Genomic DNA, 26,051 nt, shown 5'->3' with positions numbered 1-26,051 from the left:
CCCGTCCTCGCCCGTGGTGGCGAGGATGGGCCCCGGGTGGGTCATTTGTGGTGGCTCAGCTCTCCGTGCGCGGGAAGGAAACCTCGACACGGCGGTTCTTCTTGCGGCCCGCCTCGGTGGAGTTGTCCGCGATCGGGTACTGCTCGCCGTAGCCGCGCGTTTCGTAGGTGATGCCCGAGTCCGCGAGTTCACCCTCCAGGACCCCCTGTACGGCTGACGCACGTCGGCGGGACAGGGCATCGCCGTGGGCCGACGAGCCCAGGTTGTCCGTGAAGCCGAAGACACGGATCTTCTTCGCGTTCTGCGCCTTGATCTCCTCGGCGATGTCCGCGATGCGCGCCTTCGCCTGAGCGCCGAGTTTCGCACTGTCCTTGCCGAACAGCACCTCGGCCTGCAGTGCGAACTTCACGTCCGAGTTCGTGTCTTCGCGGCGTTCGTCGCCGCTCTCGTCCTCGACGACCGTCTTGATGTCGAGGACCTTGGCAGCGGCGAGGGTCGCACCCTCGACCAGCTTCAGGTCGGGGTCGTTCGCGTCGACTTTGACCGGTGCGGCGGCATTGGGCTGGGTGCCTGGCGGGTAACTTGGGCCATCGGCTGCGTGGGCGGATGCGGCGGCGAAGACGCTGGTGGCCACCATGAGGGAGGCTGCGGCGAGGACGACCGCCAGGTGTGGTGTCTTTGTTCGGGTGTCTTTCATGGTGGTCCGCCTCACCCGGAAATCTTGATGGTGGCTGCGGCGAACTGCGGCAACTGGAACGTCACCTCGGTCGTACTCTCGGGCGGCGTCGGGAACTGCATGAAGACAGGGATGGTCTCGCCGGCCTTCATGGACGGGAAGTTGGTCGTGGTGAGCGGGCGGCCGTCCGTGTCGCGCAGCACGTAGTACCGCTTTTTCCCCTTTGAGTCCACCAAGGTAGCGCCGCCCAAGGACCTGCCGTTTCTGATGATCTCGGTCTCGTTTCCGCTGAGTTGCGGCGGCACGTTGACCGTGCGACTGCCGTCGTTCTTCAAGTCACCCCCGAGCGTGAGGAATCCGCCGGAGTCCCGCTCGGCCGAGGTAAGACGCAGAAGCAGGCCGTCCGGCCCCTTCAGTTCGGCCAGCGGCTCCTCCGACTGGCCCTCTTGAGCACTCGGCTTCGATCCGCTGTCCTTGGAGGCGGACGCCGACGTGTCACCGCCCTTGTCGTCGCCGCTGCTGCAGCCGGCCACACCGAGGGCCAGGCTGACCGCAACTGCCGCTGCGACCATCCCCCTGCGGGCCGTCGTAGTGAACCGAATGCTCATGAGTTCCGCTTCCTTTGTTCGTCGTACCGCGTCAGTCGGTGTCGGCCAGATGGACGTCGAAGAGATCCTCGGCGCCGGGGAGATCCGAGAGGTGCTCCGGGTCAAGGTCCCAGTTCTTGTTGTCCCTGCAGTTGAGCTGCGGCAGGTCGGCGTTGTCCCCGTTGTCCTCGTCCGGGAGCTGGAACGTGCAGCGTGGCTTGATCACGGCCTTTGCCGTGGCCTTCGCGTACGTCGCCTCCGTACCGGGCACGATGCTGTCGCCGACGGGGTCGTTGGTCTCCACCTCTACCGTGTAGCCGAGTTCCGGATACCAGTGGGGAATGCAGTCACCCACGACGTGCGCGTCGTTGTCGTTGGCGAGTTGCTGTGCGCGCCAGCACGAGGGATCGAGCCCCTCCACTTCTCCGCGGAAGATGTCCTTCCAGAGGCCCGGCTTGAGCACGTTCTCCAGCCATTTGCCCGCGAGCTGGTCCCGTCGGTCCTGCGCGGCCGCGAGAGCGGCGGCGTCCGCCGCCGTCTGCGCGCCGTTCCGTGTAGCCGCGGCCTGGCCGACCGCAAGGTACGCGAACGCGAGAAAGAGCAGGCCCGCCACCACCGTGATGTAGATGGGGAAGGCCTGCCCTGCGTCGCCGTACTTACGGGTTATCAGCCGCCGGTAACCTCGGTGATCTTGTCGGTGATTGCCTCGAAGATGGACTGACCGATGTCCGTCCCCGTGATCGCCAGCACGATCGCCACAACCACCGCGATGATCCCCAGGTACTCGACTGCGGTCTGCCCCTTGTCGTTGCGGGCGGCGCGGGCGTGCAGGTACGAGACGGTGGTGTTGATCCAGTTGCTCATGGTGGTGTTCCCCTCCGGTACCGGCCGGCCGCCTGCCGACCGACGCGCAAGCCTCTTCGGCGCTGATAGCGGTACCGACTCTTTCCGTGCCGGTTCCGCTTTCGACGCCAGAAACGTACGCCGCACCCCCGATCCGGCCAGAGGGCCCCAGGGCCCAATCCCGGGCCCAAAGCAGGTTCTGGGACCTGCCCCCGACGCCCTGGGCCCATGAGCTCAGTCCCTTGCTTCCCCGTTCAGCCACGCCCGGCAACCTCCCTCCCAGTCCCCGAAGCGGGCACCGTACCGAGCCACTTGGCCACGGCCTCGCTACGGCTGACGCTGTGCAGCTTGGCGAAGATGCGGTTGATGTGGTTCTTGACGGTCTTTTCGCTGATGAAGCACGTGGCGGCGATCTGCTGGTTGTTCATGCCGGACGCGATGAGGTCCATGATCTCCGCCTCCCTCGTGCTCAGTTGGAACCGCGACCTGTCGGGAGCGGCCGGACGGCCACTCGTCCACTCAGACGAAGACTGTCCCACATGCGGTTGCATTTGCGAAAGCACTTCTGAGGAAGTGGGAGGGATTGAGGCGGAGTGAAGTGGTGTATTCGCTGGTAGGCCAGGGTCCTGAGGTTGACTATACGATTTTGCGGAAGTGGAAATTCCGTATGCAGTCGCACTCGATGACCGGCCCAGGCCTTCCGGGAGAGGTGGAGCCGGGGCCTGGTCCCGGCGGAGTTGGGCCAGCAGTGCGCCCGCCGCCGTGGGGGTGAAGTGGGCCCGGCCCTCCTTGATGTCCCGCACGGCATCGACCAGCTGGTCGGCCGTGAACTCGCCGTGAACCAGGTAGCCGCCCGCTCCCCGGCGCAGCGCCTCCTGGACGATCTCCGACTCCCTGCTGTAGGTCAGCATCACCACCGGAGCGATCTGTACCAGGTAGGGGAGGGCCGAGAGGCCGTCCACGCCGGGCATGCGGACGTCGAGGAGGACGACGTCCGGGCAGTGGTGGTGGGCGGCCTCGTAGGCCTGGCGGCCGTCGGCGGCCTCCGCCACGACCTCGATGTCCGCGCGGCCGGAGAGCAGGGCGGTGAGGCCGGCCCGGACGACCGGGTTGTCGTCCGCCACGACGACCCGCAGGCGGCGGGCCGGCTGGGCCTGGGGTGGGAGCGGGAGGTCGGCGAACGGGGGGTGTGGCGGCTGCGGGGCGCCGGTCGGGTGAGGCGTCTGGTCCGGCATCAGGGGCCTCCTCTCGGGTCGTGGGGTCATGCGGTCGGGGTGGTCAGGGCGGCCAGGGGGAGTTCCAGGCGGACCTCCGTGCCCTGGGCGTGGCCGCCGCGGCCTATGCGGATGCGGGCGCCGACCGAGGCGGCGCGTTCGACCATGCCGACCAGGCCGAAGTGGCCTGCTCGGCGGAGTTGTTCAAGGGTGGTGCCCGGCGGCAGGCCGCGGCCGTCGTCGTAGACGCTGATGCGGAGCAGGTCGCCGTGGACGCCCGCGCTGACGTCGACGCGGGTGGGGCGGGCGTGGCGGTGGGCGTTCTCCATGGCTTCCGAGGCGATGGTGAGGAGCTGGCGGGCCACGGCCGGGGGGACGGGGGGTACGGCGTGGGCGCCGGTGGGGCGGTAGGCCGCCGGAAGGCCGGAGCGGGTGCTGAAGTCGCGTGTGCGGGCGGCGAGTTCGACCAGGACGTCCGTGGCCTGGGACGGGTCCGATTCGCGGCGCAGATCGGCCAGGAGTTCACGGGACTCCGCGGCGGCCCGGCGGGCGGAACGGGCGACCAGTGCTGCCTGCTGTCTCACCAGGGCCGGGTCCATGCGGTCGGCGTTCGCCGAGGTGGTCAGGCCGTCGGCGGCCAGGGCCACGCCGTGCAGGGTCTTCGCGACCGAGTCGTGCATCTCGCGGGCCAGGCGGGCTCGTTCGGCACTGACCGCTTCCGTTACGGCGAGGCGGGCCTGGACGGTGGTGAGGGCCTGGGTGGCGGCGCCGAAGCGGAGCATGAGGTTGCGGAGGCTGGAGCCGACGGCGCCGGCGATGACACAGAGGCCGGGCAGGAGGGCTGACTCGGCGATGCCGGGGGCCGGGTCCTCCTGTGCCGCGTGGATGAGGAGCAGGAGGAGGGCCTGGAGGGAGGCGAAGGCCGCCGCACCGCGCCAGCCGTAGACCAGGCCTGCCAGGAGCGGGGTGCAGACGCTGACGTAGGCAAGGGTGCTGTCGGGGCCGGCGGCGATGAGGAGCAGGGCGCCGAAGAGGGTGTCCACGGCGAGGAGGGAGGGGTGGCGCAGGAGGAGGGGGCCGAAGCGTTCCCAGTCCCGGAAGAGGACGTAGGAGGTCATGAAGGTGACGACCACGGCCGCGCCGACGAGGCGGGTGGGCAGGCCGTCGTTGGCGTTGACGAGGGCCATGGGGGTCGCCAGGGCGATCATGGCCAGGCGGAAGCCGAAGACCTGGCGGCACATGGCCTGCAGGGCGTTGACCTGGATGTCGATGGCGGGACCGGCGGGATGGGGGGTGTCCTGGCCTTCGGCCGGGAGCTGGTGCCGGGCCGCACCGGCCGGGCGGCCGTCGTCGCCGGGCGCGGATGTTCCCTGCGGGAACGCGGCGGCCGATCGGCCGGGCACCGGGGGTTCCGCCTCACCGTTCGCGTTTCCCTCCGGTGCGCCGCCCGCGGGCGTCGGCATCGGAGCCGGCCCAGGGGCATCCGCCGCGACCCCTCGCGGTATCCCGGCCTTCCGCCGCCCGCCCCCCTTGATCCGCAGCGTCGGCTCACCGCCCACCGCCGCCTCCCACCCCGGTGGCAGCGCGGGCGTCACCGATGTCACCGGTACGTCCGGGGCACCCGTGCGGACGTGCGCCGGCAGCACGGTCCCCGCCGGGGGCGTCGTGATCTCCGGCGTCTGACCGGCCCGGCGGCGGCGACGGCCCAGCAGCCCCGTCCGCTCCCCTGTCATCGACATGCCGTCGCCCTCCCCTACTTCCCCGTCACCGAGCCGAAGTCCGTGCCCGAGCCGAGGATCAGGCCGGCGCCGAGCAGGAGCATGGTGGCCGGGACCATGAAGGTCGTGATCATCATCGTGGCCTTGGGGACGGCCCGGGCCGCCTTGCGGCGGGCGTTCTGAGCATCCGTACGCCGCATGTCCTTGGCGAGGGACACCAGCGTCTCGACGATCGGTGCGCCCAGTTCCTCGCCCTGCTGCAGTGCCGTCACGAACATCGCCACCTGCTCGGAGTCGTTGCGGCGGCGCAGTTCCGCGAAGGCCTGGCGGCGGCTCATGCCGAGGTCCATCTGGCGCAGGGTGATGCGCAGTTCGTCGGCCCAGGGGCCCTCGTAGCGGGAGGCCACCCGGTCCAGCGCCTGGCGGAAGCCGAGGCCCGCGCTCACCACGACCGCCAGGACGTCCAGGAAGTCCGGCAGGGTCCGTTCGATGACGTCCTTGCGGACGCGGATCGCCGACCAGATGCCGACCTCCGTCCAGAACGCGCCGAACGCCAGCAGGAGCAGGGCGACCAGCAGCTGGCCCCGCAGGAGGAAGACCAGGAAGCCGACGGTCCCCAGGAAGCCGTAGACCGCGCGGCGTGCCGCGTAGCGGTCGATCGTCAGGCCGCCGGGGTTGCCCGCGAGGTCGATCTTGCGGCGGTACTTCGCCACCTGCTTGGGGCCCATCAGGCGAAGGACGGCGGGTGCGTAGCGCATGCCCAGGCGGTCGATGAGCGAGTCGACCGCGCCGGTGCGGGTGGAGCCGACCTCCAGGGCCAGGGCGAGGTCGCCGGGCAGTTTGGCCTCCGCCCGGTACATGCGCAGGCCGGCGAAGACGCCCCAGACACCGAGGCCCATCAGCAGTGCGAGCAGCAGTCCCATGGTTGCCTCCGTGCTCTCAGACGTCGATGCGGGACAGGCGGCGGATGAGGACGAAGCCCACGGCGTAGAGCGAGAAGGCGATGATGACCGCCGCCTGGCCGAAGGCTGAGCCGGTCATGCGGTCCAGGGCGCCGTCCTTCACCCCGTTCATCAGGAACAGGGAGCCGACGCCCAGGACCGGGACGGCGTACGACGTCATGTTGACCTGGGAGAGCTGGGTGCGGACCTCGCGCCGGGTCTCCTTGCGCTCCTCCAGCGTCTCGGTGAGGTTGCGCAGCGCGCTGACCACCTGGCCACCGGCCCGGTTGGACAGGACCAGGGTGGTGACGAGGACGACCAGTTCGCGGGAGGGGAGGCGGTCGGCCAGTTCACCCAGCGCGTCGTCCATCGAGGCGCCGACCGCCAACTGGTTGGACACCTTGCCGAGCTCCTCCCCCGCCGGGGCTTCCATCTCCTCCGCCGCCATGCCGATGGCCGTGCGCAGGGCGAGGCCCGCCTGGGTGGCGTTGGCGAGGATGCGGGCCATCTCGGGGAGCTGGTTGATGAACTTCTCGATGCGCTTCTGGCGTTGCCAGTTGAGGAACTGGACGGCGACCCCGATGCCCAGCAGACCCGCCAGCGGCCCGAAGAACGGTGCCAGGGCCGCCTGGCCGGTCAGCCACAGGCCCGCGACCGTGGCGAGCATGTAGACGAAGAACTCGCCCGGGGTGATGTCCAGGCCGGTCGCCGCGAGGCGGAGCTCCAGTTTCTTGCCGAGCCTGGTGCGTCGCAGGCGGCGGTCGATCCCGCGGAAGTTGCGGCGCCGGCCGCCTGCCGGGACCTGGCCCGTGACGGACAGGCGGTCGACCAGGGCCTGCCGTTGTGCGTTGCCCATGGCGTAGGAGTGCAGGCCCACGACCACGAGGGCGCAGGTCAGCAGAGTGACGCCGGTGGTGAGCGTGATGAGCGATTGCAGTTCCATCGGTCGGTCCTACCTGGCTTCTCGGGTGGCTAGCTGGTCCGCCGACTGAGCGATGCCGAACGCCTGCGGGAGGGGCTGGCTCGCCATGTAGAGGCGGTCGGCGGTGCGGCGCGGGAGGGGGTAGTACTCGAAGGCCCCGTGGATACGGCCGTCGGAGGTCATGGGCTGTGCGTGGAAACGGGCGACCGTGACCAGGCGGTACGGGTCGCTGCCGTGGCTGTCCATCATCGCGATCTCGGTGATGCGGCGCGCGCCGTCCGCGAACCGGGTCAGCTGCACGATGACGTCGACCGCGCTGTTGATCTGGTCGTGCAGCGCCACGAAGGGGATCTCCACGTCCGACATGGACGCCAGGGTCTGCAGTCGCATCAGCGCGTCCTCGGCGTTGTTGGCGTGGACGGTGGCCAGCGAGCCGTCGTGGCCCGTCGACATCGCCTGCAGCATGTCGAGGGACTCGCCGCCGCGGACCTCACCGACGACGATCCGGTCGGGGCGCATGCGCAGGGAGTTGCGGACGAGGTCGCGGATCGTCACCTGGCCCTTGCCCTCGACGTTGGGTGGGCGTGACTCCAGGCGGATCACGTGCGGCTGCTGGAGCTGGAGTTCGGCGGAGTCCTCGATGGTGATGATGCGTTCGCCCTGCGGGATGAGTCCCGACAGGGCGTTCAGCAAGGTCGTCTTTCCGGTGCCCGTCGCACCCGAGACGATGATGTTGAACTTCGCCTGCACCAGCCCCGCCAGCAGGTACAGCATGTGCTCGTCGAGCGAGCCGAGGCCGATCAGCTCCTGGAGCGTGAAGGAGCGCGGGAAGCGGCGGATGGTGAGGGTGGCGCCCGTCAGGGACAGGGGCGGGATGATGACGTTGACGCGCTCGCCGGAGGGCAGGCGGGCGTCGACCATCGGGTTCGACTCGTCCACGCGCCGGTTGACCGTCGAGACGATGCGCTCGATGGTCTGCATGAGCTGGTCGTTGGAGGCGAAGCGCAGGGGCAGTTGCTCGACCCGGCCGCCGCGCTCCACGAAGATGGCGTCCGGTCCGTTCACCATGATCTCGGTGATGGACGCGTCCTCCAGGAGCGGTTCCAGGATGCCGAGGCCCAGTGCCTCGTCGACGACCCTGCGGATCAGCTGCGACCGCTCCACCGTCGACAGGACCGGGCCCTCGCGGCTGATGATGTGCCCGAGCACCCGCTCCAGCCGTGCCCTGCGCTCGGCGGCGGCCAGCGAACTCATCTCCGCGAGGTCGATCTCCTCCAGGAGCTTGGCCCGGTAGGAGGCGACCATGTGACCGTCCTCGCCCCGGTTGCCTTTCTCCTCGGGGGTGTTGATCCGTGCTCGCAGGCTCATGAGTCAGGTGCTCCTAGCTCTTGCTCAGTGGTCGCGCGGCATCGTCGCGGTCTTGACGGCCGGGTCGAACGTCCAGCCGGGCACGAGGGACGGGATCTGCACGGTGGCCGTGACCGTGACCTCGTCCCCGCCGGTCGGCGCCGAGCAGCTCGTCCCGTCTGCCAGCCAGCTGCTGACCGCTGCCCTGCAGTCCGCCTCGGACGGGCCGTCCAGCGACGCGCTGCGCGCCCCCGTCCTGGCCGCCGTGCCCGCCTGTTGGGCCGTGTAGGCGATCAGGCCGAGCTGCACGGCCCCCAGGGCGACGATCAGCAGAATCGGCAGGAACCCGATGTACTCGATGGCGACCTGGCCGCGGTCTCGGCCCTTGCGGATACCGGTCATCAGGGTTTCGCCTCCTCGACCGCCCCGGCGTGGCCTTCGACCGTGAACCCGAAGGACAGCGCGCCGGGGAAGAGGACCGGGACCTTCAGGGCCACGTCGGCCGTCACATAGCCCGAGCCGCCGCAGGTCACCTCGGCCCCGGAACGCCACGCGTCCGACAGCTTGTCCTTGCCCGCCTGCTCGCACACGGCCTGCCGCACGCCCGGCTCCGCAGCCGTCCCCTGCCGTACGGCCTCGTCCGCGGCGTTGCCCGCGAGCGTGTAGGTGTAGCCGACGAGGACGACCTGCCACAGGGCGATCAGCGTCACGATGATCGTCGGCATCATCCCCAGGAACTCGATCGTCACCTGCCCCTTGTCCCGCTCCCTCGAAGGCACCCTCAGCACCCTCACCCCTCCTTCCTCCGCCGGAAGCCCCCCGCCCCCCGGCCCCCCTTCTGCGCACCGTCCGGGGCCTTCACCAGTCCCAGCTCCCCCGCCAGACCCCACAGGGCCTGCTTCACGGAGCTCTTGTTCTCCAGTTCGTGGATGCGGCCCGCGTCCACGACGCTCTGCAGTTCCTTGAAGTTGGCGGGGACCACGGTGGCCGCGACCGCCGTGCCGGTGATCTTCTGGATGAGGGGCGGCTGGATCTCCGTGGCGCGCGAGTGCCGGTTGACGACGACGGTCGTCTCCTCGGCCTTGCGGATCTGCAGCCGGTCCCACATCCGCACGGCCCGTTTCGCGCCCCGTACGGCGACCACGTCCGGCGTGGTGATCAGCAGGGCCCGGTCGGCCATCTCCACGGCCGCCGCCCCGGCGCCGCCGAGCTGGGCGCCGCAGTCGATGACGACGACCTCGTAGCGGGAGCGCAGGGCGCTGACGATCTGCCGGGCGGCGCGGTCGGTGACGTCCTCGCCGCGTTCCCCTTCGGCGGGGGCGAGCAGCAGGGCGACGCCGGTGTCGTGGCGGAAGACGGCGTCGGCGAGGACGCGCGGGGAGATGTCGGTGATGGCGGCGAGGTCGACGACGGAGCGGCGGAACTGGACGTCCAGGTAGGAGGCGATGTCTCCGGTCTGGAGGTCCATGTCGACCAGGGCGGTGCTGCGGCCGGAGGCCTGGGCGGCGAGGGCCAGCTGGATCGCGGTGAGAGTGGCTCCGGCGCCGCCCTTGGCGCCGCTGACGGTGACGACGGTGCCGCCGACGCCGGTGAAGACGTCTCCGCCGGCGCCGAGGTGGCGTCGTACGCCGACGGACCACTGGGCGACGGCCTGGACGCGGCTGGCGAGTTCCTCGTAGCTCAGCGGCAGGGCGACCAGGCCGCGGGCGCCGTAGTCCATGGCGGCCTGGAAGAGGCCGGGGCTCGCGTCGGAGGTGACGAGGATGACGCCGACGGCCGGGAAGCGCAGGGCCACTTCGCGGATCAGTTCCAGCGCGGGAACGGGGCCGATCCGCTCGTGGACGATCACGACCTCCGGCAGCTCGTCGACCGACTCGGCGGCCAGCCGGGCCAGGGTGTCGATGAGCTGGGTGGAGTCGACCACGGGGGCGACGGGCTCGGCGTCCGGGAGCTGGCTGAGCAGTGTCGTGACGGACCGGGCCGCGTCCGTGTCACCGACCGCCGGGAGGATCCTCGTGGGCATGGCAGCCTCTCACTTGTCCTTCGCGAGTTCGTACGTCCGGTCCTTCTCGGGGACGGTGGTGTCGCTGCCGGGCGCGACGAGGGCGAGGCGGACGCGCTTGGCGAACGACTCGGCGTAGGTGATGCGCTGGGCGTCGAGGGCGGACAGTGCGAAGGTGATCGGGACGGCGTCGGTGGGCTGCTGGGTGCGGTTGCTCTCGTCGGGCTTGAGTGCGGTGAGTTGGCCGACGTCGAGGACCTTGGCGTTGGTGACGATGATCTTCGACTGGTCGGGGTCGCCCTCGCGGGCGCCCTCGAAGGTGGCGTAGACGTTGACCGAGGCGCCGGGTGTGATCTTGCCGGCCACGCCGGTCGCCGCGTCGATCATGATGGCGACCTCCTGCTGGCCGGGCTGGAGGGCCGGCCGGCGGACGATCATGTCGGACTGGAGCAGGGAGCCCGCGCGCAGCGTGGTGACGGCGATCTTGCCCTGTATCTCCCGCAGGTCGGTGACCGCGTTGTCGGACAGCCACCGTTCGGGCATCTTGATCTTCTCGAACTGGCCCGTGCTGAGGGTGGTGTAGGGCGGCACCTCGGACTTGAGCCGGTAGGCGGTGACCTCGGGGCCGACCTTCGACTCCACGTCGCTGATGACGGAGAGCACGCCGGCGAAGGCGCCGAGGGCGCAGACGACCGACAGGAGCAGGAGAATCACGCCGCGGCGCTGACGGGAGTTCATGAACCGTACAACCTCGTTGGGGATATCGGTCGAGCGGGATCGGAACAGTGCTGACGAGCGGTGTCAGGCCTCAGCCGACGGCCGTTCGGCTCTCGAGCTGCTGGTGGGGCGGGCTGTCGTGGACGGGTGGCGTGGCCGAGCAGAACACGCAGCGGTCCCCGATGACGTCGATGCCGCACCAGTGGCACCGGCTGCGCCGTACGGAGGTGACCAGCTGGTAGAGGACGGACAGGTCGGGCAGGTAGCTGCAGAACTCGATGAGCTTGCCGGTACCCCACCAGCCGGGTGATTCGGCCGGGAGGGGGGTCTCGCGCAGTCCCTGCACCTGCCAGGAGGGGGCGAGGGTGCCGCTGACCCAGTCGGACTGGAGCTGGCCCTTGGCGAGCAGCATCCAGGTGCCGAACTCGGGGCCGGGGAGCCGGGCCTCGGGGGTGATCCTCACGAGGTGCGGCTCGGGGTGGGCGAGGACGCCGAACTGGCTGCCGGGCACCCAGGACTTGGCGTGCGACTTCAGGCCGACGGGGACGCGGTCGAGGCGGGCGACGGAGTTCAGCAGCGCGCCGGCGTGGATGTAGTGGACGAGCAGCCGGCCGGCCGAGGCGAGCACGCCGGGGCTGATGTCGCAGGAGGCGAGCTGGCGTAACTGGCGGGCCAGGACCGCCAGTCCGAGGGGTGGCAGGTCCGGCCGGAACAGGGCGATGCGGTCGCTCTCCATGAGGGAGCGCAGGGTGTGCAGCCGTCGCTGCACCGCGGTGGGCGCGGCCTGTGAGCAGACGACGATCACATGCCCGTGGTGTTCGACCAGGGCCTGCATCTCGGCCAGCGCCTGCTCCAGGGGGCGTCGGTCGATCTCCCGCAGCACGACGGCGGGCAGGGTGCGTTCGTCCTGTGGCGGCAGCGCCATGTCGGCGCCGGTCACGGCAATGGCAGTTGGCACGCGCAGCTCCCCGTTTCCCCATGCCGGTCGGAACGCCGGGTGTCACTCCGGCGCACCGCGTCGACTTCACTGCGTGACTACTCCAGCACTGTATCCACGCCTCTGTGACCGGAGAACAGCGTTTGTGTAGCTGGAGAGCAACTGTCGTGGCACAAGAGGCGTCAAAACGGGGCAGGTTGAGCATCTTGCCGGTCGTCCCGGCGAGCCCGGGGCGGTTCCGGGCGGTGAGCCCAGCGGGCCCAGTGGTGACGATGGGCCTTCGTTTGGGTCCTGAGGCCCACGCCTGACGCAGCGTCGTGTACCTACGCTCGCCGTCCGAAAAGACACGCGGGTCGGGCGAGGAGGGGTGCCGTGTGGCGGACGGGGGCGGCATACGGACGTACGGGCGCGGACCGGTCTTCGACGACCGGGGGGCGACCGGCACCGAGTACCTCGGGATGGTCGTCGTCAGCGCGGCCATCGTCCTGGCCGTCTCGGTCACCGGTGTCGGCCAGTTGATCTACGACAAGCTCGCCGTGCAGGTGTGCCGGGTCGCCGGCGGCGGCGACTGCGGGACGGGCGGGCCGGGGCCGGACAAGCCGCTCACCGACGCGGACTTCGAACCGGCGCTGTGCCAGGTCTCCTCGGTCACCGACAAGGCGGGCTCGAAGGCGAAGATCCTCTTCTGGGAGATCGGCAAGGAGTACGGCTTCCAGGAGCAGCACCTGAAGGCGAAGACGGACGTCAACGGCGACGGCACGGTCGACGACCGCGATCAACTGGTCTATCTGACCTTCACGGACGCCGCGTCGGTCGCGGCGAAGAAGGACTTCAAGCCGGGGATGAAGGTGGGCCGGTTCGGCGCGGACAAGGTGGAGCTGGGGCTCGGCATCAAGGTCACCAATGGCGACACCTGGGTGTTCCAGAGCCCCGACGAGGCCCAGCGGTTCCGGGACGACGTGGAGAAGCTGCAGATGTACGAGATGCGGCGCACCATGCCCGGCGGGGCGGAGGCGAGCATCGGCGACAGCATCGCCTACCTCTTCGGCAAGGGTCCCCTGAAGGACGAGGAGGACACTCAGAACCGCATCAAGGAGAACCTCGGCGACAACCGGAAGATCACCTACGGCAAGGTCGGCGTGGAGGCCTCGGCGTCGGCGGGCCTGAAGATCTCGGCGGGCGACGAGAAGAAGCTGAGCGCCGCGCTCGGCGGCTCCTTCAAGTACTCCCCCGAGGTGACCTGGACGGACAACTCCTACAAGAACACCAAGTCGTACACGTACTCCTCGTCCATCGAGTACGGCTCCAAGGTGGGCTACGAGGCAGGCCCGCTCAGCGGCGAGTACACGGCGAACACGACGCAGACCGGCACCATCACGGTCACCTACGACAAGAAGACCGGCAAGCTCGTCCGCGTCGACATGACCCGCACCGTCGAGGAGGGCGGCCAGAAGGACGGCGCCAAGGCGGGCGGGGACAACGGCAGGAAGGACGGGGACAAGCGGGGCGGCAGCGCCGGGGTGAAGGGAACCGACTCGCAGACCGGCATCGAGATCGTCACCCACACCCTCGCCTTCGATCCGGGCCCGGCGGGCGACCGGGACCGGGCGGTCGCGGAGCGCTGGCTGGACAGCAACAACGAGCAGGTCGCGACGCCCTTCCAGTACATGTTCGGCGACCACGCGCCGACGTCCCGGCCGGGCGCCGACGACCCCTTCGGACAACTGGTGTTCGACCAGGGCAAGTCGAGCCGGATGACGTACACGGGCGATGTGAACGCGGCCGAGTACGGCTTCGAGTTGAATCTGGGGCTCAGTCTGGGCATGACGATCAGCACGGAGAAGAAGGCGGAGACCCTGACCGATGCCCAGTTCCTGGGCGCGCCCCACGGAGACGGACGCTCCTATCTTCCCTACAGCTACTGTGCGAACTGACGAGACGGGAGCCCCTGCCGATGAAGACCCGCCGTGCCTGCCTGACCGCCGCCCTGCTGACGACCGCCGTGGCCCTGACCGGCTGCGGGAGTTCCGGCTCCGGCGCGGGAGAGGTGCCCGAGGGCTGGGGGACGCTGAAGACCGAGGGCGTCGACGTGTCGTACCCGAAGGGTTACGAGGAGCAGAGCGCCGCCGAGCGGGGCAAGCACAACGCGGCCGCCGCGGTGCGCACGGAGGGCGGGAAGAAGGTCTCGGTCGTCACCGTGCAACTCGGCTTCACCGAGGCGAACTCGGCCGAGCAGGCCGCGATCGCCGCCGAGGCGGGGATTCAGATGGGCGCCGACGTCAAGGGCCAGAAGGACGTGGACCTGGCCGGCACGGACGAGGCCAGGCGCATCGACTTCTCCTTCAAGGCGACCGGTGAGGACGGCGGACCGGCGGCGGGCACCCCCGTCGAGGGCGTGATCCTGGCGGGCCTGGACTCGAACGACGCCACCTTCGCGATCCGCATCGACGCTGAGCGGGGTGCCCTGCCGGACGGGGACCTGGACCGGATCATCGACTCGGTCGAGGTGCACTAGCCGTGGAGGTGCCGGGCGCCGGATACGTCGTCCTCGCGCTGCTGGTGGCGTTGTTCGGCGCACTGGCGTGGAGGTACGCGCGGCGGCTGGTGACGGTGACGCGGGTGCTGCGGCGCGGTGCCCGGGCCGAGGGCAGTTGCGTCCGGGTGGAGACGGAGCCGTACCAGCGATCCGACGCCCGGCGGCACTTCTTCGCCTTCCGTACGGCCGACGGCGTGCGGGTCGAGTTCGAGGACCTGGCGGGCTGGTCGACGACGGAGGGCAGCGCGGTCACCGTCGCCTACGACCCCCGCGATCCCGCGGGCACGGCGACGGTCGCGGGCCGGGGCTGCTGGTCCCCGGTGCTCCAGGCACTGGCCCTGGCAGCCGGCTGCGGCATGGCCACGGCCGGGTTCGCGATCCTGCTCTTCTTCGAGATCACCGGGGGCAACTGATGACTCTCGTCCGCTGCTGGGCCGTCGGCATCGTCGTGCTGGTCCTCACCGAGTACGTCCAGACGACGCTGATCCACGACCCGCTGGTCGGCCCGCACGGTGTCGGTTCGTTCGGAGCAGCGCTGGCGCTGGTGCATCTGCCGAACCTGGTGTGTGTCGTGCTGGCCACCTGGGCGGCGGCGCGGGTGCATCCGGAGCCGTGGCGGGAGATGCCGGTGCGGCACCTCGCGGCGGCGTGCGCGGCCCCGGCGGCGGCTCAGGTGCTGCTGCTCTTCCTGCGACCGGGGGTGCTGGACCTCGCCGGAGCGGGATTCTGGATGTCCACGGGGGTACTGCTGGCGGGCTGCACGGTGGGACTGCTGCTCGACAGGTTGGTCTGGACCTCTTGACACTCGCTTTGGTCTGGACCATTTTCTTGTCATGTCCCCACACAGACGATCCCTGCGGCTGTGGTCGGGCGCCGTCACGGCTGCCCTGGCCCTCACCGTCACGACCATCGGCCAGGCGAACGCCGCCGACGTCGACAACGCCAGGAACGCCGGCTTCGAGTCGGGCCTGAGCGACTGGACCTGCTCGGCGGGCAGCGGCACCACGGTCCCCTCCCCCGTCCGCACCGGCACGGCCGCACTGCGGGCGACCCCCTCGGGGCAGGACAACGCCCGCTGCTCCCAGACCGTCCGGGTGAAGCCCAACTCCACCTACCAGCTCGGTGCCTGGGTCCGGGGCGGGTACGCCTACCTCGGCGTGACGGGCACCGGCACGACGGACGTGTCCACCTGGACGCCCGACTCCTCCTCCTGGAAGCAGCTGTCGACCACCTTCACCACGGGCTCCTCGACCACCTCGGTGACGGTGTACACGCACGGCTGGTACGGGCAGGCGGCCTACTACGCGGACGACGTGTCGGTGTTCGGCCCCGACGGCGGAGGGGGCACGGACCCGGGCCCCACGATCCCGTCCACGCCGGGCGGCCTGAACGTCACCGGCACCACGTCCTCCTCGGTCTCCCTGGCGTGGAACACGGTGTCGGGGGCGACGGGTTACACCGTCTACCGCGACGGCGCGAAGGTGACGGCGGTCTCCGGCGCCTCGGCGACGGTGACCGGGCTCGCGGCCTCGACGTCGTACTCCTTTCAGGTCTCGGCGACCAACGGGGCCGGTGAGTCACCGAAGTCGGCGGCCGTGACCGGCACCACGAACAGGCCGAACGGTCCGGGCCCCGCGCTGCCCAGGCACGCGGTGACCGGCTACTGGCAGAACTTCGACAACGGGGCGACCGTCCAGCGCATCTCCGACGTCCCGGCCGCCTACGACATCATCGCGGTGGCCTTCGCCGACGCGACGGGCACGCCCGGGACGGTGTCCTTCACCCTGGACTCGGCCGGGCTGAACGGCTACACGCCCGACCAGTTCAAGGCGGACGTGAAGGCGAAGCAGGCCGCGGGCAAGAAGGTGATCATCTCGGTCGGCGGCGAGCGCGGCACCGTGTCGGTCAACGACTCGGCGTCGGCGACGAACTTCGCGAACAGCGTGTACTCCGTGATGCAGACCTACGGCTTCGACGGCGTCGACATCGACCTGGAGAACGGCCTGAACGCGACGTACATGACGCAGGCACTGCGCGCCCTGTCGGCGAAGGCGGGCCCCTCGCTCGTCCTCACGATGGCACCGCAGACGATCGACATGCAGTCCACGTCCAACGGCTACTTCCGGACCGCGCTGAACGTGAAGGACATCCTCACGGTCGTCAACATGCAGTACTACAACAGCGGTTCCATGCTCGGCTGCGACGGCAAGGTCTACAGCCAGGGCTCGGTCGATTTCCTGACGGCCCTGGCCTGCATCCAGCTGGAGAACGGCCTCGCCCCGTCCCAGGTGGGTCTGGGCCTGCCGGCCTCGACACGCGGGGCGGGCAGCGGCTACGTCTCGCCGAGCGTGGTGAACAACGCCCTGGACTGTCTGACCCGGGCCACCGGCTGCGGCACCTTCAAGCCGCCGCGGACGTACCCCGACCTGCGCGGTGCGATGACCTGGTCGACCAACTGGGACGCCGCGGCGGGCAACGCCTGGTCCGGCGCGGTGGGACCGCACGTGCACGGGCTGCCGTAACCGGGAGCGGCATCACCGGTGGGGTGGGGAGGTCCCTCACCCCGCCGGCCGGTAGTGGCCCAGCACCCACGCCAGCTGCGGGAACCACTCCTGGAGCCGCGACCGGGGCTTGGCCTCCACCACGCACTCGAAGAACCGGCCGTCCAGGTGGATCACGGCGACCATCAGCGCCTTGCCGTTCGGGCTCGCCTGGTAGTGAACGCTGCGAATCTCCGGCCAGCGGAACTCGATCGACAGGCCGGACGACTCGAAGGCCACGCCCGACGCGTCGACGACGACCGCGTTGCGCTTGTCGACGGCCAGGAAGTCCGGGCCGCCCGCCGCCGGCTGCGACGGAGCCGTGGCGTACGCCTGCTGCGGAGCCTGGGCGTACGGCGGCTGCTGCGGAGCCCGGGCGTACGGCGGCGCCGCGTGCGGGGGCGGCGCCGGCGCGTACTGCGGCGGAGGCGGGCCGAAGCCGGGGCCGGGGGGTGGGTACTGCTGGCTCATCCGTCGGGTCCTCGGTCCTCGTGCTCGCCGGCAACGTCTCGGTACGTGGGTGAGCCATTCTCCCTGCCCGCCGCCCTAGAAGAACTCCCCCCACGGCTGGTCCCAGATCTGCTTCACGCACAGGATCAGGAACAGCAGGCCGGCGACGGCGAGCATGGCGTTGCTGAGCGGGCCGTTGCGCCACTCCCGGGGCGTGCGGGAGGAGTTGAGGAGCCAGATCAGGGTGCCGGCGAGGAAGGGCAGGAACGCCGCGCCGAGGACGCCGTAGATGATGATCAGGCGGAAGGGCTGACCCTCGAAGAGCAGGATCATCGGCGGGAAGGTCAGCCAGAGCAGGTAGGCGCGGAACGGCCAGGAACGCTCGCGTGTCCCCGAGGCGACCTCCTCGCCCTTCACCTGGCCCGTGCCCGACAGCCGGGCCACGAAGTCGGCGAACATCAGGCTCACGCCGTGCCAGACGCCGATCAGCGAGGTGAAGGACGTGGCGAAGAAGCCGATCAGGAAGAACTTCGCGGTGGCCGAGCCGTACTCCTCCTCCAGGATGTCGCCCAGCTGGATCAGGCCCTTGTCGCCGCTGGCGATGGCGACGTTCGCCGAGTGCAGCAGCTCCGCGCCGACGAACAGCATGGCGACGACGAAGATGCCGGTGGTGGCGTAGGCGACGCGGTTGTCCAGGCGCATGACCTTCATCCAGCCGGTGTCGGTCCAGCCCTTGGCGTTGACCCAGTAGCCGTACGCCGCGAGCGTGATCGTGCCGCCCACGCCGCCGATCAGGCCCAGGGTGTTGAGGATCGAGTCCTTCTCGTCCGGCAGCACCGGCAGGAGCCCGGCGACGGCGTCGGGGATGTTCGGCGTGACCCGGATCGCCAGGTACACCGTCACCACGAACATGACGCCCACCAGGATCGTCATGACCTTCTCGAACACCGCGTACTTGTTGAACCAGACGAAGACCAGACCGACCAGACCGCAGGCGATGCCCCACCACTTGAGGTCCATCACGTCGGGGAACAGCGCCTGCAGCGGCAGCGCGCTCGACGACATCGCCGCCGCGCCGTAGACGAAGCCCCAGACCACGACGTAGACCGCGAAGAACCAGGTGGTCCAGCGGCCCAGGCTCGCCCAGCCGTCGAACAGGGTGCGGCCCGTGGACAGGTGCCAGCGGCCCGCCGCCTCGGCCAGGGAGATCTTCACCAGGCAGCCGATGATCGCGGCCCACAGGAGGGTGTAGCCGAAGTTGCTGCCCGCGATCAGCGTGGCGACGAGGTCACCGGCGCCGACCCCGGTCGCCGCGACGACGATGCCCGGGCCGATGTACTTCCAGCTCGCCTTCCGGGGCTGTGGGTGATGGGTGGCCTCGTTCTCGGTGGTGTTTCCCGTGGTGTCCGCCATGAGGGTCAAGAAACTCCAAAGGAGGCCGCGGGACAAGAGGGCCTGACCGGATCTTCACGCGATGCCCCTAGGACACCCTGCCCGGTCAGGCCCGGCGGAGCGCTACGGCCGTCACCGACCACAGCCGTCCGCCCCGCACGTGCCGAGCTCGAACCACACGGTCTTGCCCGACCCGTCCCGGTGGCAGCCCCAGCGCTGGGCGAGCGCGTCCACCAGGAACATTCCACGGCCGCTCTCCCCCGTGGCCGCGTCCAGCACCCGCGGTACACGGCGTGCGGTGTCGGCGACCTCGCAGCGCAGGAGGCCGTGCGCGGCGAAGAGGGTGAGCCGGAAGGGGCTCCCGGCGTGCACCAGGGCGTTGGTGGCCAGTTCACCGACGAGCAGTTCGGCCACCTCCGCGACGTCACCGCGCTCGGCGAGCCCCCAGCACTCCAACTGCCTGCGGACCTCCGCGCGTGCCTCACGGACGGCGGAGGGCCGGGGCGGGTACTCGACGCTCAGATGCCCCGCTCCCAACGGTGGTTGCGGGAAAGGACCGTAGTGGGCGTCGGGGTCGGGGAGGTGGTGCCGCCCGGAGAGTTGCAGCATGAGTCCAGGGTGATCCCTTCGGGCGCTCCCGCGCACGGGGAGGACTACCCGATCCCCTACCTGCTTGTGCAGGTGAGGAGGTCACGCGTACTGGAGACGGACCGTCGCTCCGTCGGCGTCGTCGCGGATGTCCACGTAGGCGCAGACCTGACGCGCGTACCACAGTCCCGGTCCCGGTTCCGGGCCGGCGGCCGGCGGGACGAAGCCGGCGAGCGCGTCGTCGAGACGGTGGGCCGAGCGCAGTTCGCAGACACAGCCGGGGGCATCGCCCCACAGCAGGAGGTCACCGCCGAGGGGCGCGAGGGCCGCCGCGCTCTCCGCCACGGCGGCGGCGAACAGCTCGGCGTCCGCGGCGGACAGCCCGCGTCCCGCGGCCCAGTGCTGCACGGTCGCGCCGTGCGGCTCCGCAAGGCGCAGCGCACCGGCCGGTGGCAACGGCAGCGGTACGGCGTCGAGTTCGGCCGCGAGCCGCAGCGGGTCCTCGTACACCTCGGTGTCGGGGTGGGTGCGGCGGGCCGCGGCGACGACGGCGGGCCCGGCGGTGCGGGTGTCGTAGGCGCACAGGGCGGTCGTGGCCATGGGCGCGAAGAGGAGATTGGCGAGGGCCTCGTAGCGGATCCACTCGGTGGTCTCGCGGGCCGACCGGCCGGCGCGGCCGCTCCAGACGGGCTCCATGACGAGGTGGAGCCGGCCGCCGGGTCCGGCGTGCGCAGCGAGGTACGCGGCGGCCCGGGCCACGGCGTTGGCGGCGGAGCCGGTGTACCAGTCGGTGTGCGGGATGCAGGTGACGTCCTTCGCACCGGAGCCGAGGGCGTCGCGCAGGAGGTCCAGGTGGTGCGGGGCGGCGATGGCCACCGGCGGCGGTTCGCCGGAGGCGTCGAGGCCCTCGCCGAGGAAGGGCAGGGCGGCGCCCAGGAAGCCGTCGTCGGAGTCGAAGACGGCCATGCGGTGGTCGAACGGGCTGAGTTCTCCGGTGGTCACGTGATCCCCTCGGGTGGTTGGTGGGTGCGGGTGGGGGCGGGGCAGCGCTGGGCCGTCACCCAGGCGGCGATCTGGCTGCGGTTGCTGAAGCCGAGCTTGCCGAGGATGCGTTCCACATGGCCCTCGGCGGTGCGGCGGGCGATCACCAGGCGGTCGGCGATCTGCTGGTTGGCGAGCCCTTCGGCGACGAGCTGGGCGACCTCGGTCTCACGACGGGTCAGACGGACCGTGCCGTCGTCGTGCGGGAGCGCGGTGGCGGAGGCGGGTTCCGTGGGGTGCGGGCGGTCCGGCTCCTGGAGCTCGTGGCCGGCCAGTTCCGCGAGACCCAGGGTGCCGCCCCGGCGATGGGCCCGTTCGAACGCCTCGCGTCCGAGGGCCCGCCCCGCCCGCTCCTCGCTGTCCCTGCGTACGGAGTTGAGGGTGTGGGAGCCCCAGCGGCCGGTGTCGATGTCGGCCCAGACGCGGTCGGCGCCGCCCAGCAGCACGGCGGCCTGCTCGTGGTCGCCGCGTGCGGTCGCGATCGACGCGAGCAGATCGAGGGTGAGGGCGATGCCGATGACGTCGTGGACGGCGAGTTTGAGCCGCAGGGCCTGTCTGGCGTGCCTCTCGGCCCGGGGCCAGTCGCCGCGCACGGTGTGGGCGAGGGCGAGGATGCGCAGCACATAGGACCGGACCCACTGTTCGCCGTGCCGCTCGCACAGCGCGAGGGCACGCTCGCAGACCTCGACGGCCCGCTCGGCCTCGCCCAGGTAGCCCAGGGCGCAGGCGAGTTCGACCTGGTCGAGGCCGGCGAGACTGAGGTGCTGGCCGGGCACCGGGCCGCGGGCGACGGTGCTCTCGAAGTGCCGCAGCGCTCCGGGCAGGTCGTCCCCGAACAGCCGGATGACGCCGATGACGTACTCGGCGTGCGCGGCCTCGGCGTCGTCGCCGAGGGCGCGGGCGAGGGCGAGGGCGTCGGTGGCGTGGCGGCGGCCCTGGGGGAAGTCCCGGGTGGCGGCGGCCAGCAGCCCGGCGACCCACAGGCCGCGGGCCCGTTCCCGGGTCGGTCCGGGGGCGGCGGTCAGGGCCCGGTCGAGCCAGTACAGGCCCTCGCGGGAGGCGCCGCAGGCGTGCCAGTGGAACCAGAGCGTGCCGGCGAGACGCAGTCCGGCGAGGGCCTCGCCGGGGGTGGAGAGGCTGAAGTCGAGAGCGGCGCGGAGGTTGTCCCGGTCGGCGCGCAGCCGGGCGACCGTCTCCGGCTGCCCGGGTCCGAACCAGCCGCGTTCGCACTCCTCGGCCCGCCGCGCCATCCAGTCGCGCTGCCGCCGCCGGGTGGCCTCCTCCTGCCCGGGGCCCCGCCGCAACTGCTCAAGACCGTACTGCCGCAGGGTGTCGAGCAGCCGGTAGCGCACACCGCCGGGCCCGGGTTCCCGGCAGAGCACGGACTTGTCGACGAGCCCGGCGACGGCCTCCAGGACGTCGTCCGTGCGCAGGCGTAGGGGCGGGGCCGGGGTCCCGGCGGGCATCGCCGCCGGCCGGGCGTGGGCGGCGGAGTCGTCTGTGAGCGGGTCGGGCGGGGCGGGCAGGGCGGCGTGCCGGAGCGTGACGAGCCGCCGCCGACCCTCCGGGGCCGGGACGACGCCCCCGAGAGGGCGGGTGCTCTCCGGGGCGGTGCCGTCCGCGCACACCGCCTCCGCCGTCTCCAGGTCGAAGGTGCCCGGCAGGACCGACAGCCGGGCCCACACCGTCTGCTCGGGGCCGGTGCACAGGTCGTGGCTCCAGGCGACCGCCGCGCGCAGGGTCTGGTGGCGGGGCTGGGCCGCGGGGCTGCCGGTGGTGAGGAAGCGGTAGCGGTCGTCGAGGCGGTCCAGGAGCTGGTCGACGTCGAGGATCCGCATGCGGACGGCGGCGAGTTCGATGGCCAGGGGCAGACCGTCCAGGCGTTGGCACAGCCGGGCGACGGAGGCACGGTTGGCCGGGGTGAGGCGGAAGCCGGGGACGACGGCGGCGGCCCGGTCGCTGAAGAGCCGGAGGGCGGGGTAGCCCTCGGCGGCGGACAGGTCGCCGTCCGGGTCGGGCACCGGCAGCGGCCGTACCTCCAGCAGGTGCTCCTCGGTGAGACCGAGCCGGTGCCGGCTGGTCGCGAGGATCCGGACGCCCTCGGAACCGTGCAGCAGGGCCGCGGCGAGCCGGGCGCACGCGTCCGCCAGGTGCTCGCAGTTGTCGACGACGAGGAGCAGCCGCCGGTCGCGTACCTGTTCGACGAGGGCGTCCAGGGGCGGCTGGGCGGAGCGGTCGTGGAGCCCGAGCGCGTCGGCGACGGCGAGCGGGACGAGGGCGGGGTCGTGCAGTCCGGACAGGTGCACGTAGCGCACGCCGTCGGGGAAGGCGCGCTGCACCCGGGCCGCGATGCGTGCGGCGAGCCGGGTCTTGCCGACGCCGCCCGGTCCGGTCAGCGTCACCAGCCGTGCGCGGGCGAGCAGCTCACGGCCCTGGGTCAGTTCGCCACGCCGGTCGACGAAACTGGTCGTCTCGGCCGGCAGGTGGTGCTCCCGTCGTGGCGCTGATCCGCCCATGATCAGCCAGTCCTCTGAAAGGGTGTAGGTCCGGGATCCGGACACTCCGGCTCCGCGTGCGCGGCCCCTCACTCTGTCGAAGTCGCGTACATATATGCACGCCGGGGCCACACCTGCGGGTGCACTTCGGCTGTGACACCTCGACCGCGACACCACGCGCGTACACTGCACGGCCACTTTCTGTCTTGACCTGCTCATGCCATCGGCAGAACGATGTGCGCCACCCGCACACGTACGTCGCACGGAACAACCCCACCTCCCACAAGGAGATTTCATGCGACTTCGCACACGAGGTTCCGGTGCCCGCACCGGCAGACGCACCGCCGCACTCGCCGGGCTTCTCGCCCTCGCCCTCGCGGCGCCCCTGTCCGCGACGGCCGGTGACGCCACCGCCGACAGCGCCCGCAAGCCGGCCGCCTCGGCGGACGACGTCCGCCAGTACGAGATCCACCTGCGCTCGACGGCCCGGGACCGCACGGCACTTCAGCGCACGGGCGTGACCGTGGACGAGGTCCACGGACACGGCGTCGTGGTCTCCGGCCGCGCCGGCCAGATCAAGAAGCTGCGCGCCCTGGGGTACGAGGTCACCCCGCTCGGCGCCGTGCCCGACCGGTCCGCCGGCGCGGACGACGTCCGGCTGTTCGACTTCCCGTCGGCCGACTCGAAGTACCACAACTACGCGGAGATGACGAACGAGATCAACTCGATCGTCTCCGCCAACCCGTCCATCGCGAGCCAGCGCGTGATCGGCAAGTCCTACCAGGGCCGGAACATCGTCGCCGTCAAGATCAGCGACAACGTCGGCACCGACGAGTCCGAGCCGGAGGTGCTGTTCACGCACCACCAGCACGCCCGCGAGCACCTGACCGTCGAGATGGCGCTCTACCTGCTGCGCGAGCTGACCTCCGGCTACGGCACCGACTCACGCGTCACCGGCATGGTGAACAACCGCGAGATCTGGATCGTCCCGGACGTCAACCCGGACGGCGGCGAGTACGACATCGCCACCGGCTCCTACCGCTCCTGGCGCAAGAACCGTCAGCCCAACTCCGGTTCCTCGTACGTCGGCACGGACCTCAACCGCAACTGGGACTACCGCTTCGGCTGCTGCGGCGGCTCCTCGGGGTCGACGTCCTCGGAGACCTACCGGGGACCGGCCGCGGAGTCGGCGCCCGAGGTGAAGGTCGTCGCCGACTTCGTGCGCAGCCGGGTCGTCGGCGGCAAGCAGCAGATCAAGGCGGGCGTCGACTTCCACACCTACAGCGAGCTGGTGCTGTGGCCGTTCGGCTACACGTACTCCGACACGACGACCGGGATGACCGCGGACGACAACGCGGCGTTCAAGGCGGTCGGGCGGAAGATGGCCGCGAGCAACGGCTACACGGCGGAGCAGTCCAGCGACCTGTACATCACCGACGGGTCGATCGACGACTACCTCTGGGGCGCGCACAAGATCTTCGCGTACACCTTCGAGATGTACCCCCGGTCCGGTGGGGGTGGGTTCTACCCGCCCGACGAGGTGATCGAGCGGGAGACCTCCCGTAACCGCGACGCGGTGCTGCAGTTGCTCGAGAACGCCGACTGTATGTACCGGTCGATCGGTAAGGAAACCCAGTACTGCGGTTAGGCTCGCGGTTCTTCTCGCTCCTCGGCTTCGCCTTCCTCGAAGTAGGCGTCGAGGACGGTGTCCAGCTGCTCGTCCCACTCGGTGAAACGGCTCCTGGCCGGCGCCTCGATCTCGATCGGGTACCAGCGCCGGTCAGGGGTGTGGACGGTGACGGTGTACCGCTTGCCGAAGCGGGCCGTCTCCGTCTCCACCGCGCCGATCTCGTCCCAGCGGAACTCGCACTCCTGGTCGTCCAGGGACATGCGTACGCCTCTGCGGTCGACGACCAGCCGGGCGCGGCGGTCGGACGCCTCGAAGACGGGGCCGTCGGATGCGGTGTCCTCCTCCTCGGAGGGGGCCGCCTCCGCCGTGCCCTCTGCCGTCTCCTCCGGCTCGGGTACGGCTTCCTCGACCTCCTCGGCCTCCTCGGCCGCTGCGACCTCAGGCTCCTTCTCCGGCCCGTCCTCCTTCGTCCGTCCGGACGCGGGTGACGTGAGCCCGGGGATGAAAGCCGGGTCGAATCCGGCGCCTTCCAGGGGCTGGCTGCTCGAACCTATGCGCTGCTCCACAGCGCAGAAGTATGGTCGAGAAACCTGTGCGGCACACAGCCGACTCCGGCATCGTTATCAGTTGCCTACACGAACAGGCTCAGTACCGCCGCCGCGAACCCCGCCACCGACAGCACGCTCTCCAGCACCGTCCAGGTCTTGAGGGTGTCCCGCTCGCTGATGCCGAAGTACTTCGCGACCATCCAACTGCATCCATCAGCGCGCTCCGCGCGCGGGCTCCGTCGTTGACGTGCGAGGCGAAGGTGACTCCGCCCACGCATGAATGCGCAGGCTTCCTGGGTCGCTGGCTAAGTAGCGTCACAGAGGACCAGCCCGGCCCTGTTGAGGACGTTCAGCGCGCCCACGTGATCGGCGTTCGCGAGAAAGCCGCACTTGACGCATTGGAACTTCGCTTGGGTGCTGCGGTTCTCCCCGTTGGTGTGCTCGCACTGGGGGCACTCACGGGAGGTGTTGCGGGCGTCTACCGGTGTTGGGGAGGAACGCGCCGTCGTTGTCTGGGTAGGGCCGGAGAACGCGGCGAACGCCTTGTCCAGGCGGCGCAGTGTGGCCTGCTGGGAGGAGAATGACCAGCGGCCCTGATGCTCCGGGTCGAACGCTCGGATGTCTTTGAGCTGCGCGGACTGGTCCCCATAGCGGATGGCGGTCCGCGAGACATGCCGGTAGGCGTCCCGCCGCTCCTGGAGCGCGCCGTTGTACAGCGAGCAGTGGTCGGTCAGCATCTCCCGCAGGGCCTGCTCCTGCCGCGGGGTCGGTCGCAGGAGGAACTTGAAGGCGCGGATCACGAGCCGTCCTCCCTCGCCTTCCGCCGGGGGCGCTCCCATTGGACGTCGACGCTCCGCAGCACCAGCTCAACGCTCGCCGCGCAGACAGAGGCCGCGAAGCACCCCATGATTTGCCACCCCCGTTCGC

26 protein-coding genes and 3 pseudogenes are annotated in these 26,051 nt (G+C 70.6%); 6 read left to right on the top strand and 23 right to left on the bottom strand.

Annotated elements, in window-relative coordinates:
• Window positions 1-55: 55 nt before the first annotated feature.
• The 14 genes from AB0B29_RS07515 to AB0B29_RS07450 form a co-directional block, all read right to left on the bottom strand.
• Window positions 56-697, bottom strand: a complete 642-nt coding sequence (locus AB0B29_RS07515) for an OmpA family protein (RefSeq protein ID WP_362235194.1) — start codon at window positions 695-697, stop codon at window positions 56-58.
• 11 nt (window positions 698-708) lie between these two features.
• Entirely contained in the window at window positions 709-1,284 is a 576-nt protein-coding gene (locus AB0B29_RS07510; protein WP_362235191.1) for a hypothetical protein, read from the bottom strand.
• A gap of 31 nt (window positions 1,285-1,315) precedes the next feature.
• A complete protein-coding gene (locus AB0B29_RS07505; protein ID WP_362235691.1) occupies window positions 1,316-1,933 on the bottom strand; it encodes a pilus assembly protein TadG-related protein in 618 nt (205 codons plus the stop codon).
• Window positions 1,930-2,127, bottom strand: coding sequence for a Flp family type IVb pilin (locus AB0B29_RS07500; protein ID WP_362235188.1), 198 nt, complete (start codon window positions 2,125-2,127; stop codon window positions 1,930-1,932). Before AB0B29_RS07500 ends, AB0B29_RS07505 begins: the two co-directional genes overlap by 4 nt.
• Before the next feature lie 233 nt (window positions 2,128-2,360).
• Window positions 2,361-3,341, bottom strand: a complete 981-nt coding sequence (locus AB0B29_RS07495; protein WP_362235186.1) for a response regulator transcription factor — start codon at window positions 3,339-3,341, stop codon at window positions 2,361-2,363.
• Between the two features lie 26 nt (window positions 3,342-3,367).
• Complete coding sequence (locus AB0B29_RS07490) at window positions 3,368-5,059, bottom strand: histidine kinase (protein WP_362235183.1); 1,692 nt, start codon at window positions 5,057-5,059, stop codon at window positions 3,368-3,370.
• Between the two features lie 14 nt (window positions 5,060-5,073).
• Complete coding sequence (locus AB0B29_RS07485) at window positions 5,074-5,961, bottom strand: DUF5936 domain-containing protein (RefSeq protein ID WP_362235180.1); 888 nt, start codon at window positions 5,959-5,961, stop codon at window positions 5,074-5,076.
• 16 nt (window positions 5,962-5,977) lie between these two features.
• Window positions 5,978-6,922, bottom strand: a complete 945-nt coding sequence (locus tag AB0B29_RS07480; protein WP_362235177.1) for a type II secretion system F family protein — start codon at window positions 6,920-6,922, stop codon at window positions 5,978-5,980.
• A 9-nt stretch (window positions 6,923-6,931) separates the two neighbouring features.
• Window positions 6,932-8,269, bottom strand: a complete 1,338-nt coding sequence (locus AB0B29_RS07475; RefSeq protein WP_362235176.1) for a CpaF family protein — start codon at window positions 8,267-8,269, stop codon at window positions 6,932-6,934.
• Window positions 8,270-8,293: 24 nt separating this feature from the next.
• Window positions 8,294-8,650, bottom strand: coding sequence for a TadE/TadG family type IV pilus assembly protein (locus AB0B29_RS07470; protein ID WP_362235173.1), 357 nt, complete (start codon window positions 8,648-8,650; stop codon window positions 8,294-8,296).
• Window positions 8,650-8,976 (bottom strand): pilus assembly protein, encoded by a 327-nt coding sequence (locus AB0B29_RS07465; protein ID WP_362235688.1) that lies wholly within the window; start codon window positions 8,974-8,976, stop codon window positions 8,650-8,652. Before AB0B29_RS07465 ends, AB0B29_RS07470 begins: the two co-directional genes overlap by 1 nt.
• A 62-nt stretch (window positions 8,977-9,038) precedes the next feature.
• A complete protein-coding gene (locus AB0B29_RS07460; RefSeq protein WP_362235170.1) occupies window positions 9,039-10,271 on the bottom strand; it encodes an AAA family ATPase in 1,233 nt (410 codons plus the stop codon).
• A 9-nt stretch (window positions 10,272-10,280) separates the two neighbouring features.
• Complete coding sequence (gene cpaB / locus AB0B29_RS07455) at window positions 10,281-10,988, bottom strand: Flp pilus assembly protein CpaB (protein ID WP_362235168.1); 708 nt, start codon at window positions 10,986-10,988, stop codon at window positions 10,281-10,283.
• A 70-nt stretch (window positions 10,989-11,058) separates the two neighbouring features.
• Window positions 11,059-11,892 (bottom strand): hypothetical protein, encoded by an 834-nt coding sequence (locus tag AB0B29_RS07450; protein ID WP_362235685.1) that lies wholly within the window; start codon window positions 11,890-11,892, stop codon window positions 11,059-11,061.
• A 386-nt stretch (window positions 11,893-12,278) separates the two neighbouring features.
• Here AB0B29_RS07450 and AB0B29_RS07445 point away from each other — a divergent pair, with 386 nt between their 5' ends.
• Genes AB0B29_RS07445 through AB0B29_RS07425 form a run of 5 tightly spaced genes read left to right on the top strand, consistent with a single transcriptional unit; the run spans window position 12,279 to window position 16,962 of the window.
• Window positions 12,279-13,838, top strand: a complete 1,560-nt coding sequence (locus tag AB0B29_RS07445; RefSeq protein WP_362235165.1) for a hypothetical protein — start codon at window positions 12,279-12,281, stop codon at window positions 13,836-13,838.
• 20 nt (window positions 13,839-13,858) lie between these two features.
• On the top strand, window positions 13,859-14,419 hold the full coding sequence (locus AB0B29_RS07440) for a hypothetical protein (protein ID WP_362235163.1): 561 nt from the start codon (window positions 13,859-13,861) through the stop codon (window positions 14,417-14,419).
• A gap of 2 nt (window positions 14,420-14,421) precedes the next feature.
• Window positions 14,422-14,853, top strand: a complete 432-nt coding sequence (locus AB0B29_RS07435) for a DUF3592 domain-containing protein (protein ID WP_362235161.1) — start codon at window positions 14,422-14,424, stop codon at window positions 14,851-14,853.
• On the top strand, window positions 14,853-15,242 hold the full coding sequence (locus AB0B29_RS07430) for a hypothetical protein (protein ID WP_362235158.1): 390 nt from the start codon (window positions 14,853-14,855) through the stop codon (window positions 15,240-15,242). The genes AB0B29_RS07435 and AB0B29_RS07430 overlap by 1 nt, the downstream gene beginning before the upstream one ends.
• A 31-nt stretch (window positions 15,243-15,273) precedes the next feature.
• A complete protein-coding gene (locus AB0B29_RS07425; protein ID WP_362235155.1) occupies window positions 15,274-16,962 on the top strand; it encodes a chitinase in 1,689 nt (562 codons plus the stop codon).
• 36 nt (window positions 16,963-16,998) lie between these two features.
• Here AB0B29_RS07425 and AB0B29_RS07420 read toward each other — a convergent pair whose 3' ends face one another.
• The 5 genes from AB0B29_RS07420 to AB0B29_RS07400 all read right to left on the bottom strand — a co-directional run bounded on the left by AB0B29_RS07420 (window position 16,999) and on the right by AB0B29_RS07400 (window position 22,967).
• The gene (locus tag AB0B29_RS07420) at window positions 16,999-17,451 is read right to left on the bottom strand and encodes a hypothetical protein (protein WP_362235152.1); all 453 of its coding nucleotides are present in this window, start codon (window positions 17,449-17,451) and stop codon (window positions 16,999-17,001) included.
• 75 nt (window positions 17,452-17,526) lie between these two features.
• On the bottom strand, window positions 17,527-18,843 hold the full coding sequence (locus AB0B29_RS07415) for an Nramp family divalent metal transporter (protein WP_362235150.1): 1,317 nt from the start codon (window positions 18,841-18,843) through the stop codon (window positions 17,527-17,529).
• 111 nt (window positions 18,844-18,954) lie between these two features.
• The gene (locus AB0B29_RS07410; RefSeq protein ID WP_362235147.1) at window positions 18,955-19,431 is read right to left on the bottom strand and encodes an ATP-binding protein; all 477 of its coding nucleotides are present in this window, start codon (window positions 19,429-19,431) and stop codon (window positions 18,955-18,957) included.
• Between the two features lie 81 nt (window positions 19,432-19,512).
• Entirely contained in the window at window positions 19,513-20,412 is a 900-nt protein-coding gene (locus tag AB0B29_RS07405) for an MEDS domain-containing protein (protein ID WP_362235143.1), read from the bottom strand.
• Window positions 20,409-22,967: an ATP-binding protein gene (locus AB0B29_RS07400; RefSeq protein ID WP_362235140.1), complete on the bottom strand. Its 2,559-nt coding sequence runs from the start codon at window positions 22,965-22,967 to the stop codon at window positions 20,409-20,411. The genes AB0B29_RS07405 and AB0B29_RS07400 overlap by 4 nt, the downstream gene beginning before the upstream one ends.
• 274 nt (window positions 22,968-23,241) lie before the next feature.
• On the opposite strand from AB0B29_RS07400, the gene AB0B29_RS07395 reads away from it, so the two are divergent.
• Window positions 23,242-24,594 carry a M14 family metallopeptidase gene (locus tag AB0B29_RS07395; RefSeq protein WP_362235137.1) on the top strand — a complete coding sequence of 451 codons (1,353 nt, stop codon included), beginning with the start codon at window positions 23,242-23,244 and terminating at the stop codon, window positions 24,592-24,594.
• Here AB0B29_RS07395 and AB0B29_RS07390 read toward each other — a convergent pair.
• From AB0B29_RS07390 to AB0B29_RS07375, 4 genes and pseudogenes are all read right to left on the bottom strand, one after another.
• Window positions 24,591-25,142 (bottom strand): hypothetical protein, encoded by a 552-nt coding sequence (locus tag AB0B29_RS07390; RefSeq protein ID WP_362235134.1) that lies wholly within the window; start codon window positions 25,140-25,142, stop codon window positions 24,591-24,593. The genes AB0B29_RS07395 and AB0B29_RS07390 overlap by 4 nt on opposite strands.
• A gap of 65 nt (window positions 25,143-25,207) precedes the next feature.
• Window positions 25,208-25,339, bottom strand: a pseudogene (locus AB0B29_RS07385) (hypothetical protein); the annotation flags it as partial.
• Window positions 25,340-25,429: 90 nt separating this feature from the next.
• A pseudogene (locus AB0B29_RS07380) lies at window positions 25,430-25,594 on the bottom strand (zinc ribbon domain-containing protein); the annotation flags it as partial.
• A gap of 57 nt (window positions 25,595-25,651) precedes the next feature.
• Window positions 25,652-25,924 (bottom strand): annotated as a pseudogene (locus tag AB0B29_RS07375) (helix-turn-helix domain-containing protein); the annotation flags it as partial.
• Between the last annotated feature and the right edge of the window lie 127 nt (window positions 25,925-26,051).

The organism is Streptomyces tibetensis (assembly GCF_040647715.1).
Taxonomy (GTDB): domain Bacteria; phylum Actinomycetota; class Actinomycetes; order Streptomycetales; family Streptomycetaceae; genus Streptomyces; species Streptomyces tibetensis_A.
The sequence above is the reverse complement of the archived record's forward strand: the minus strand, read 5'-3'. Positions and strand labels throughout refer to the sequence as shown.